The sequence below is a fragment of the Pseudomonas sp. B13(2017) genome (genome assembly GCF_002113245.1).
In the GTDB taxonomy this organism is placed as follows: Bacteria; Pseudomonadota; Gammaproteobacteria; order Pseudomonadales; family Pseudomonadaceae; genus Aquipseudomonas; species Aquipseudomonas putida_Z.
Map to the genome: position 1 here is coordinate 50,729 of NZ_NEJX01000009.1, position 10,045 is coordinate 60,773.

A 10,045-nucleotide genomic window follows, 5' to 3' on the forward strand; every position below is an offset into this window, starting at 1 on the left:
TGTGGGGGCGTTGCGCGCCCCCCATATCAATAAGCACAGGAAGCGTATGAACGACCACCCCCTTTCCCTCCAGGCCCTTGCCGCACCCGACGGCACCTGCTACGGCTGCGGTTGCTCCCACCCCAGCGGCCTGCATCTGCAAAGCCACTGGGACGCCGACGGCATCCACCTGGTGTGCCGGCACGCGCCCGACAGCACCTTCATCGGCTGGCCCGGCCTGGTCTACGGCGGGCTGCTGGCGATGCTGGTCGACTGCCACTCCAACTGGACGGCAATGGCTTACCACTACCGCAACGAAGGTCGCGAAGCGGGCAGCCTGCCGCGCATCGACTGTGTCACTGGCAGCCTTGGCCTGAACTACCTCAAGCCCACGCCCATGGGTGTCGAATTGTTGCTCAAGGCGCGTGTGGAAGGTGAAGTAGGGCGCAAGACCCGGGTGATCTGCGAAGTTTGGGCCGACGATGTGCTGACAGTGACTGCCGACTCGGTGTTCGTTCGTGTCGATACCGAAAAGCTCAAGCTCAAGGCCCACGGCCAGGCCTGAGCCGCCGGTGCTGATGAGTGGTCGGTGATGGTCAGCGGCCGGGGATGTCTCTAGAGTGAGAGGTTCATTCCCCAGGCAAGGTTGATCATGACCGATCTCAGTGCTTTCCCCATTACCCGCAAGTGGCCCGCCAGAGACCCCGAGCGCCTGCAGCTGTATTCGCTGCCGACGCCCAACGGCGTCAAGGTGTCGATCATGCTCGAAGAGATCGGCCTGGCCTATGAGCCGCACAAGGTCAGCTTCGACAACGATGACCAGCTGAGCCCCGAGTTCATCTCGCTCAGCGCCAACAACAAGATCCCCGCCATCCTCGACCCCAATGGCCCTGGCGGCCGGCCGCTGCCGCTGTTCGAGTCGGGGGCGATCCTGCAGTACCTGGCAGAGAAGAGCGGCCAGTTGCTCAGCCAGGACCCGGCCCAGCGTTACCAGACCTTGCAGTGGCTGATGTTCCAGATGGGTGGCATCGGGCCGATGTTCGGCCAGGTCGGGTTCTTCCATTTCTTTGCTGGCAAGGAATACGAGGACAAGCGCCCGCGGGATCGTTATGTCAACGAGTCCAAGCGCCTGCTCGGTGTTCTGGACCGGCATCTGAAAGGCCGGGAATGGATGGTCGACGAGTACAGCATTGCCGATATCGCGATCTTCCCGTGGGTGCGTAACCTGGTTGAGCGTTACAACGCCCGAGATTTGGTCGGCTTCGATCAGTTCAAGGAAGTGCAGCGGGTGCTGGCGGCGTTCCTCGAGCGGCCGGCCGTGCAACGCGGGCTGAAAATTCCAGGTTGATGTTGGCTGTAAGGGCCCTATCGCCGGCAAGCCGGCTCCCACAGGTAATGCACAGGGCTTGAGGCCTGTGGTGTTCCTGTGGGAGCTGGCTTGCCGGCGATAGGGCCAGTGAAGGCGAAACTGACTTCAGGTTCAGAAAATGTGGTGCAGCAGCCAGTACAGGCTGCCGGCCAACAGCATCGCTGCCGGCAAGGTCAGCACCCAGGCCATCAGCAGGTTGACCAGCGTGCGCTTCTGTATGCCCGACCCGTTGGCCACCATGGTCCCGGCCACCCCGGAACTCAGCACGTGGGTGGTCGACACCGGCAACCCGAACATGTCCGCCGCACCAATGGTGCACATTGCCACCACTTCGGCCGAAGCCCCTTGGGCATAGCTGAGGTGGGCCTTGCCGATCTTCTCGCCTACCGTCACCACGATGCGCCGCCAGCCGACCATGGTGCCCAGCCCCAGTGCGATGGCCACGGCCACTTTCACCCACAGCGGGATGTAGCGGGTGGCGTCGTCCAGCTGGGTCTTGAACAGCAGCACCTGGCTACGGGTGCCTGCATCGAACACCACCAGCTGGTTCTTCTCGATCAGGCGGATGGCTTCGCTGGTCAGGTACATGTCGTTGCGCACGTTGGCCATGGCTTCGGCCGGTACCCGCTTGAGCGAGCCATAACCTTTGACCTCTTCGCCGATCATGCCGGCCAGTGCCGCCAGCGCCGGTATCAGTTGCGGGTTGGCTCTGGGCTCGGCAATGAAAGTGGTCAGCACCTGGCGTGGGTCGGCCGGTGCTGCTTGCGGGGCGCCGCGCACCAGTGCCTGGCGGGTTACCTCGGCGACTGCGGAAAACTGCAAGGCCTGTTCATTGGGCATGGTCTTGTTCAATGCGTAAGCCATCGGCAGGGTGCCAACCAGAATCAGCATGATCAGGCCCATGCCTTTCTGGCCGTCGTTGGAGCCGTGGGCAAAGGACACCCCGGTGCAGGTCAGGATCAGTACGCCGCGAATCCACCACGGTGGTGGTGTCTGGCCTTCCGGCGCCTGGTACAGCGCCTTGCGCTTGACCAGCGCGCGCAGGGCCAGCAGCAACAGGGCGGCACAGGCAAAGCCGAGCAGTGGCGAGAACAGCAGGGCATAACCGACCTTGCTGGCCTGGGCCCAGTCCACGCCGCTGGTACCGTCGCGCCCGTGCATCAGCGCATTGGCCACGCCCACGCCGATGATCGAACCGATCAGGGTGTGCGAGGATGAGGCCGGCAGGCCCAGCCACCAGGTGCCGAGGTTCCAGATGATCGCTGCCAGCAGCAGGGCGAAGACCATGGCGAAGCCGGCCGAGGAGCCGACCTGCAGAATCAGCTCCACCGGCAGCAGGGCGATGATGCCGAACGCCACCGCGCCGCTGGAAAGCAGCACACCGAGGAAGTTGCACAGCCCGGACCAGACCACGGCGACGGGGGCAGGCAACGAGTGGGTGTAGATGACGGTGGCCACTGCGTTGGCGGTGTCATGGAAGCCATTGACGAACTCGAAGCCCAGGGCAATCAGCAACGCCAGGCCCAGCAGCAGGAATGGTGTGACCGTGGTGATTACCGTGCCGCTGGCCGTCACATCCTGCTTAAGGCTCCAGGCGGTGTAGGCGATACCGGCCAGCAGCAGGCCGAAGAACAACACCAGGGTGGCTCGCCCGGGCTTGTGGGCAAGTTGCGGGCGGGCATCGCGTTGGGCCAGTTGCGGCAGGCTGGCCAGTGAAGGGGTTGCCATGGTGGCTCCGGTCGGGGTGGGGCAAGGGTGCCGAAGGCCTTGAGCATAGAAACAATTCGTAACCCGGCCGTGACCTCGATCAATGATTTATCTAGGCTCAAGACGGACGGTAGTGGCAGGAGAAAACCATGATTCGCTGCAAGCGTGTCTACGAAGCGGTTGAGCAAGATGACGGTCAGCGTGTGCTGGTCGATCGCCTTTGGCCGCGTAACAAGCGCAAGGAAGACCTGCACGGGCAGTGGTTGCGCGAAGTTGCACCCTCGGATGAGTTGCGCAAGGCGTTTCACCAGGGTGAAGTGGATTTCGCCGGCTTCACCCAGCGTTACCAGCAAGAGCTGGCGGCCCACCCCGAGCACTGGTACCCGCTGCTGGACCTGGCTGGAAAGGGCACGCTGACATTGCTTTATGCGGGCAAGGATACCGAGCACAACAATGCCCGGGTGTTGGCTGAATGGCTGGAGGACGAACTGGATCGCCGTGGGCCCGGCAGTTCGCCCGTGTGCTACGCCCAATGATTGGTATTCGTTGTACTGGCCCTATCGCCGGCAAGCCAGCTCCCACAGGTACTGCGCTGCCTTCAAGGCTATCGCCGTACCTGTGGGAGCTGGCTTGCCGGCGATGAGGCCAAAACAGGCAACACAAGACAGTTGCTCCACAGGTACAGCGCTGCCTTCAAGGCGATCGTTGTAACTGTGGGAGCTGGCTTGCCGGCGATGAGGCCAAAACAGGCAACACAAGACAGTTGCTCCACAGGTACGGCGCTGCCTTCAAGACTATCGCTGTACCTGTGGGAGCTGGCTTGCCGGCGATGAGGCCAAAACAGGCAACACAAGACAGTTGCTCCACAGGTACAGCGCTGCCTTCAAGGCTATCGCCGTACCTGTGGGAGCTGGCTTGCCGGCGATAGGGCCGGGCCTGGCAAACCGAAGAGTCTGAAATGTGATGTCCCTGAAACTGACCCCCGCCAACGACACCCACCGCACTTTCGCCCGCGACCTCACGCGCCGCGCCATGCTGCCGTACTACCGCGAATACGACCTGCTGTGGCTAGAGGAAGCCTTCGACGAAGCCTGGGGCTGGCGCGAGCAGTGGCTGGTGACCGAAGGCGATGCCGTGCTCGGCTTCTGCAGCCTCAGCCAGGACCGCCAGGCGTTGTTCATCCGCGAGTTGCACCTGCTACCCGAGCACCGTCGGCGTGGGGTGGGCAGCTGGGTGCTGGAGCAGTTGGCACTGTGGGCCCGCCAGCGGCACCTGCCGCTGTTGCGGCTGATGGTGTTTCGCAACAACCCGGCGCGTGTGCTCTACCAGCGCCACGGCTTCGTCGAAATGGGTGAGGACGATTGCTTTGTGCGCATGCAGCGCACGATCGACTAATAGCTCAATGATGGCTTGTCGCGACTGGTGAGCATCGGCATAGTGAACTCCGGCGTTCACGGCCGCCTGCAGGTGGGTAGGCCGTACATGAGTGTGATCAGGGATAAGGAGCCCCCCATGAATGGAATCGGTCCGCGGCTGCGGGAAGAGCGTGAGCGTCTGGGGATGACCCAGCGCGTGTTTGGCGATATCGGCGGGGTCGAACCCAATGCCCAGGGCAAATACGAGAGTGGTGAACGCTCGCCGCGGGTCGATTACCTTGCGGCATTGGCAACCCGGGGCGTGGATGCACTCTATGTGCTCAGCGGTATCCGCACCCCGGCACCGCTCGAGGGGTTGAGCGCCGATGAGTCCGGTTTGCTGGGGGCTTTCCGGCAGTTGTCGTGCGACGATCAGGCGGCACTCTGGCACTTGTTGCGGCGTTTGACCAACAACGACAAATCCCGGCAGACAGTGAGGCCGCTTACGGTTGAACGTCAGGTGTTTCTGACAGAAGGAATGCGTTAGGTCCGCCGTGAAAAATTTTGTTAAGGTGGCGGGATCCAATCGCCCTGCTGACGAGGTGTGTGCTTGATTAGGGTCTTAGTGGTCGACGATCACGATCTGGTACGAACCGGTATTACACGCATGCTGGCCGACATCGATGGCCTGCAGGTGGTGGGTGAGGGCGATTCGGGCGAGTCGGCGCTCAGGCTGGCCCGTGAACTGAAGCCGGATGTGGTGCTGATGGATGTGAAAATGCCCGGCATCGGCGGCCTGGAGGCCACCCGCAAGCTGCTGCGCAGCCACCCGGACATCAAGGTGGTTGCCGTGACCGTGTGCGAGGAAGACCCGTTCCCCACGCGCCTGCTGCAGGCCGGCGCTGCTGGCTACCTGACCAAGGGTGCCGGCCTTGACGAAATGGTCCAGGCCATCCGCCTGGCCTTCGCCGGCCAGCGCTACATCAGCCCCCAGATTGCCCAGCAGATGGCGCTGAAGCCATTCCAGCCACAGGGCTCGCCGTTCGATGCCTTGTCGGAGCGGGAAATCCAGATTGCCCTGATGATCGTCGGCTGCCAGAAAGTGCAGATCATCTCCGACAAGTTGTGCCTCTCGCCCAAGACCGTCAATACTTACCGTTATCGGATCTTTGAAAAACTCTCGGTCACCAGCGACGTCGAACTGACCTTGCTGGCCGTTCGCCACGGTATGGTCGACGCAAGCCTGTAAAACCTCATGTCCCAAGTTTTCGATGCCAGCGCATTCCTGGCTACCTGCAGTGGTCGCCCGGGCGTCTACCGGATGTTCGACGGCGAAGCCCGGCTGCTTTACGTGGGCAAGGCCAAGAACCTCAAGAAGCGCCTGGCCAGCTATTTCCGCAAGACCGGCCTGGCGCCCAAGACCGCCGCGCTGGTGGCCCGCATCGCCCAGGTCGAAACCACCATCACCGCCAACGAAACCGAGGCGCTGCTGCTGGAGCAGAACCTGATCAAGGAGTGGCGGCCGCCGTACAACATCCTGCTGCGCGATGACAAATCCTACCCCTACGTGTTCCTTTCCGACGGCGAGTTTCCGCGGCTGGGCATTCACCGTGGGGCGAAGAAGGCCAAGGGCCGCTACTTTGGCCCGTACCCCAGCGCCGGCGCCATTCGCGAAAGCCTCAGCCTGCTGCAAAAGGCATTTTCGGTGCGCCAGTGCGAAGACAGCTACTACGCCAACCGCACCCGGCCATGCCTGCAGTACCAGATCAAACGCTGCAAAGGGCCCTGCACAGGCCTGGTGACCGCCGAGGAATATGCCGAGGACGTGCGCCACTCGGTGATGTTCCTCGAAGGGCGTAGCCAGCAACTGGGCAACGAGCTCAATGCCGAGATGGAGAAGGCCGCCATGGCCCTCAATTTCGAGAAGGCCGCCGAGTTGCGCGACCAGATCGCCTTGCTGCGCCGCGTCCAGGACCAGCAGTACATCGAAGGCGGCAGCGGCGACGTCGACGTTATCGCCGCCTTCGTCAACCCCGGCGGCGCCTGCGTGCACCTGATCAGCGTGCGCGGCGGGCGGGTGCTGGGTAGCAAGAACTTCTTCCCGCAGGTAGGCATCGAGGAGGAGGTGGCCGAAGTGATGGCCGCGTTCCTTTCCCAGTACTACCTGGGCAATGCCGAGCGTGAATTGCCGGGTGAACTGATCGTCAACGTGGTGCACGAAGACTTCGCCGCCATCAGCGAAGCCCTGCAGACCCTGCGCGGCCGTGAGCTGACCATCAGCCACCGGGTACGCGGTACCCGCGCCCGCTGGCAGCAGCTGGCGGTGACCAACGCCGAGCAGGCGCTCAATGCCCGCCTGGCCAACCGCCAGCACATGGCCGCACGTTTCGAGGCCCTGGCCGAGGTGCTGGGCCTGGACGAGGTGCCGCAGCGCCTGGAGTGCTACGACATCAGCCATTCCAGCGGCGAAGCCACCGTGGCCAGCTGCGTGGTGTTCGGCCCCGAAGGCCCGCTCAAGTCCGACTACCGCCGCTTCAACATCGAAGGCGTCACCGCTGGTGACGACTACGCCGCCATGCACCAGGCCCTGACCCGCCGCTACGGGCGCATCAAGGATGGCGAGGGCAAGCTGCCCGATGTGCTGCTGGTGGACGGCGGCAAAGGCCAGCTGAACATGGCCCGTGACGTGATGCAGGAGCTGGGCTTCAGCGACCTGACCCTGCTTGGCGTGGCCAAGGGCGTGACGCGCAAGGCCGGTTTTGAAACCCTGTACCTGAACGACGTGCACCATGAGTTCACCCTCAAGGGCGACTCACCGGCCTTGCACCTGATTCAGCAGATCCGCGACGAGGCCCACCGTTTCGCCATCACCGGCCACCGCGCCCGCCGCGGCAAGGCCCGCCGGGTGTCCAGCCTGGAGGATGTGGCCGGGGTCGGGCCCAAGCGCCGGCGCGACCTGCTGAAACATTTCGGCGGCCTGCAGGAGCTCAACCGCGCCAGTGTCGATGAAATCGCCAAAGCACCCGGCATCAGTAAAAAGCTTGCCGAGTCGATTTATGCCAGCCTGCATAGCGAGTAGAATGCGGGCTCAACTTGCGGCCAGTCGTACCGATGAATATTCCAAACCTGCTCACCGTTCTACGCGTCCTGCTCATCCCGATCTTCATCCTGCTGTTCTATGTGCCCTATCACTGGAGCTACATGGCCGCCAGCAGCGTGTTCGCCGTTGCCGCCGCCACCGACTGGCTGGACGGCTACCTGGCGCGCCGCCTGCAGCAGAGCACGCCGTTCGGTGCCTTCCTCGACCCTGTGGCCGACAAGCTGATGGTGGCGGTGGCCCTGGTGCTGCTGGTGCAGACCCACGCCAACTTCTGGCTGACCCTGCCGGCCGCGGTGATCATCGGCCGCGAGATCGTGGTTTCGGCGCTGCGCGAGTGGATGGCCGAGCTGGGCGCGCGGGCGCATGTGGCGGTGTCCAACCTCGGCAAGTGGAAAACCGCGGCGCAGATGCTCGCGCTGGTGATCCTGCTGGGCAACCCGCCAGCGGTGACCTTCTGGGTAATCCTCGGTTACGCGCTGCTGCTGGTGGCGGCGGGGCTGACCCTGTGGTCGATGGTGCACTACCTGCTGGCCGCCTGGCCGCACCTGCGCGAAGGCTCTGAGCAGAAATAAAAGTTTTTTTGAATCAAGGGGTTGACGCTGTTTTAGAAATCGCTAGAATGGCACCCATCACGACGCGGGAATAGCTCAGTTGGTAGAGCACGACCTTGCCAAGGTCGGGGTCGCGAGTTCGAGTCTCGTTTCCCGCTCCAAATATAGATTTACAGGGTTTCATGGAAGTCTGTAAATCATTGAAAAAAGACGCTTCGGCGTCTTTTTTCGTTTCAGTCAGATCCATCAGGATCCGCGGGCATTCGGGCCTTTCCAGGCTTTGTACGAAATCCCAAGAAACCCAATCACCGCCCCTCGAACGCTGAAACTTTGTAGAGTCCCCCCGCATCGACGGAAAGGCATTCTGTGATGGCTAAGCGTTGTGAATATTCGGACGAGGTGTGAGGTGTGGTCTCCGATCTTCTTCATCAAGCCCAGCAGCTACCGGCTGAAGGTGGGGGCGCCTGCAGCATCCACGAACTAGGGCAAAGCCCTGGTTTGGAGGCGATCGATGCCTGAAAATCGACTTTGCTGCGTCAAGAAGTTGCTTATTGCAGCTCGGGGAAAATTGTTAGAATTTTCCCGGTACAGCAACTTTGGTCATGAGGGCTTGGTTTCAGTGAATATTCTTTCAATTTCCCTTGCGTATTGTCTGGGGTAGGGTATTCGGATCTTTATTATGTATTCTGGTAGTTCGATTTTTCTCTTCGATATTATGTAGTATTCAATAGTGTGGCCGATTGGGAAATTTACCTTGGGGGCGTGATTGATTATATTGTCTCTGCCTCCATTTGGCTCTCTGTAGGTGGCTTGTTTTTTTATGATGTAAGCAATTAAATGTTTTTGGTGGTTTGATATGGCGTGCAGCAAATCTTCGCAAGAAAGCGAGGCATGTTGCATCCATTTTTCCATTAGATTTATAATGGGTTTGTGAACTTTTGAGCTTCTATCTATTTTCTCAGGGATGTGCTTGTCTAAGTCGTCAAGGAAGGTAGTGTAGGTGTCGGACTGCATAAGTTCGGAAAGTTTCATTTAAAATCCTTTGTAATTATTAGATCTCGCAATACCTCAATTAACTCACTCCCTGGGTGTCTGCAGGGATCTTTGGCTGCATGCTTCCAAGCTGTTACTTTTTCAAGGTTGTATGGGGTGTGAATGTGTTTGCCGTCGCGTTGAGGTCAGTGGCGGTGGTATAGCTCGATCGAGACGTTTCTATTTCTTTCCTCTTGGGTTTTGAAATGAAACTCTCTGACTCGAATTCTTGGGGCAAGGCCTAGGCGCACTCTGAACATATTTACTGGTGAGTACATGCCCTAGGCGCTGCTTTGAGGTGACAACTGTTGTCGTCATGAGATGCTTTTCCTGAACTCGTTAGGGTTATTTGATATCGGGTTGCTTTTTACTTGCTACGAAATATGCAAAGGCGTTATTCGTGAGGTACTTTCCATTTTGTCCGCTGTAATAACTAGCAGCGTCTGGCCATGCAAGGAAATTATTTTCTGGTTTTTCGGAAATGTTGCCGCTTTTGCGGTCAATTGAAAAAAGTTGCATCGCTCCCTTCCTAGCTATCTTAAATACTGTTTTTACAAACAAATCGGTTGCCGGGTCTTTCTTGGGGTCGTATGAAGCAGATAGTCTTCCATTTCGAAGGCAGGTGGGATCGTAGTCTGCTATGTTGGGTCTGATGTACTGGATGAGACCAGGGCCGATCGTCGCCCCGAAGTAGGAGTTTCTATCCTCGTTGGGGAATATATAATTTTTGCTGTATATGTGCTCTGGTAGTATTAGTTTGTTCCATATGGAGTGCTGTGGGCTGTCATTGTGGCATTCATTTAACGTGGGCATCATTTTGGGTGATCGCTCCTCCCATTTTCCTGTCTCGATAAATGTTATCTCGGGAAGTTGAGATAGCAGTTCTTTGGAGAAGCTAAGTTCATCGGCTTTCGTCATAAATACTAGGAGTGTTGGTGTTTTGTTGGCCATT

Annotated in this window: 11 protein-coding genes and 1 tRNA gene; 9 read left to right on the plus strand and 3 right to left on the minus strand. The window is 59.8% G+C overall.

The genetic code is table 11. From position 1 onward, the window contains the following. Nucleotides 1-46: 46 nt before the first annotated feature. Both CAG44_RS13780 and CAG44_RS13785 read left to right on the plus strand, forming a co-directional pair. Complete coding sequence (locus CAG44_RS13780) at nt 47-544, plus strand: PaaI family thioesterase (protein WP_046615602.1); 498 nt, start codon at nt 47-49, stop codon at nt 542-544. 87 nt (nt 545-631) lie between these two features. Continuing rightward, nucleotides 632-1,327 (plus strand): glutathione S-transferase N-terminal domain-containing protein, encoded by a 696-nt coding sequence (locus CAG44_RS13785; RefSeq protein WP_085692327.1) that lies wholly within the window; start codon nt 632-634, stop codon nt 1,325-1,327. A gap of 132 nt (nt 1,328-1,459) precedes the next feature. Here CAG44_RS13785 and CAG44_RS13790 read toward each other — a convergent pair whose 3' ends face one another. After that, entirely contained in the window at nt 1,460-3,076 is a 1,617-nt protein-coding gene (locus CAG44_RS13790) for an inorganic phosphate transporter (RefSeq protein WP_085692328.1), read from the minus strand. Nucleotides 3,077-3,204: 128 nt separating this feature from the next. Between CAG44_RS13790 and CAG44_RS13795 the strand changes: the two genes are divergently transcribed. From CAG44_RS13795 to CAG44_RS13825, 7 genes are all read left to right on the plus strand, one after another. Further along, nucleotides 3,205-3,591: a DUF488 domain-containing protein gene (locus CAG44_RS13795; RefSeq protein ID WP_085692329.1), complete on the plus strand. Its 387-nt coding sequence runs from the start codon at nt 3,205-3,207 to the stop codon at nt 3,589-3,591. A gap of 427 nt (nt 3,592-4,018) precedes the next feature. After that, nucleotides 4,019-4,450: a GNAT family N-acetyltransferase gene (locus CAG44_RS13800; protein ID WP_085692330.1), complete on the plus strand. Its 432-nt coding sequence runs from the start codon at nt 4,019-4,021 to the stop codon at nt 4,448-4,450. Between the two features lie 117 nt (nt 4,451-4,567). Beyond that, nucleotides 4,568-4,957, plus strand: coding sequence for a helix-turn-helix domain-containing protein (locus CAG44_RS13805; RefSeq protein WP_025339909.1), 390 nt, complete (start codon nt 4,568-4,570; stop codon nt 4,955-4,957). Between the two features lie 63 nt (nt 4,958-5,020). Next, on the plus strand, nt 5,021-5,659 hold the full coding sequence (gene uvrY, locus CAG44_RS13810) for a UvrY/SirA/GacA family response regulator transcription factor (RefSeq protein ID WP_015271036.1): 639 nt from the start codon (nt 5,021-5,023) through the stop codon (nt 5,657-5,659). A gap of 6 nt (nt 5,660-5,665) precedes the next feature. Beyond that, entirely contained in the window at nt 5,666-7,489 is a 1,824-nt protein-coding gene (gene uvrC, locus CAG44_RS13815) for an excinuclease ABC subunit UvrC (protein WP_013973365.1), read from the plus strand. 32 nt (nt 7,490-7,521) lie between these two features. After that, entirely contained in the window at nt 7,522-8,082 is a 561-nt protein-coding gene (gene pgsA, locus CAG44_RS13820; RefSeq protein ID WP_025339908.1) for a CDP-diacylglycerol--glycerol-3-phosphate 3-phosphatidyltransferase, read from the plus strand. Between the two features lie 64 nt (nt 8,083-8,146). Then, nucleotides 8,147-8,222 (plus strand) — tRNA-Gly (locus CAG44_RS13825). Between the two features lie 439 nt (nt 8,223-8,661). On the opposite strand, the gene CAG44_RS28940 is transcribed toward CAG44_RS13825, so the two are convergent. Next, the gene (locus CAG44_RS28940; protein ID WP_178076926.1) at nt 8,662-9,093 is read right to left on the minus strand and encodes a hypothetical protein; all 432 of its coding nucleotides are present in this window, start codon (nt 9,091-9,093) and stop codon (nt 8,662-8,664) included. A 345-nt stretch (nt 9,094-9,438) separates the two neighbouring features. Then, nucleotides 9,439-10,044 (minus strand): hypothetical protein, encoded by a 606-nt coding sequence (locus tag CAG44_RS27970; protein WP_143493898.1) that lies wholly within the window; start codon nt 10,042-10,044, stop codon nt 9,439-9,441. Between the last annotated feature and the right edge of the window lies 1 nt (nt 10,045).

What these genes read in the sequence shown, in the direction of transcription:
- CAG44_RS13785 (WP_085692327.1), top strand. Translation starts at nt 632, where the DNA reads ATGACCGATCTCAGTGCTTTCCCCATTACCCGCAAGTGGCCCGCCAGA.
- CAG44_RS13805 (WP_025339909.1), top strand. Translation starts at nt 4,568, where the DNA reads ATGAATGGAATCGGTCCGCGGCTGCGGGAAGAGCGTGAGCGTCTGGGG.
- CAG44_RS13795 (WP_085692329.1), top strand. Translation starts at nt 3,205, where the DNA reads ATGATTCGCTGCAAGCGTGTCTACGAAGCGGTTGAGCAAGATGACGGT.
- CAG44_RS13790 (WP_085692328.1), bottom strand. Translation starts at nt 3,076, where the DNA reads ATGGCAACCCCTTCACTGGCCAGCCTGCCGCAACTGGCCCAACGCGAT.
- CAG44_RS28940 (WP_178076926.1), bottom strand. Translation starts at nt 9,093, where the DNA reads ATGAAACTTTCCGAACTTATGCAGTCCGACACCTACACTACCTTCCTT.
- CAG44_RS13800 (WP_085692330.1), top strand. Translation starts at nt 4,019, where the DNA reads ATGTCCCTGAAACTGACCCCCGCCAACGACACCCACCGCACTTTCGCC.
- uvrC (WP_013973365.1), top strand. Translation starts at nt 5,666, where the DNA reads ATGTCCCAAGTTTTCGATGCCAGCGCATTCCTGGCTACCTGCAGTGGT.
- pgsA (WP_025339908.1), top strand. Translation starts at nt 7,522, where the DNA reads ATGAATATTCCAAACCTGCTCACCGTTCTACGCGTCCTGCTCATCCCG.
- CAG44_RS27970 (WP_143493898.1), bottom strand. Translation starts at nt 10,044, where the DNA reads ATGGCCAACAAAACACCAACACTCCTAGTATTTATGACGAAAGCCGAT.
- CAG44_RS13780 (WP_046615602.1), top strand. Translation starts at nt 47, where the DNA reads ATGAACGACCACCCCCTTTCCCTCCAGGCCCTTGCCGCACCCGACGGC.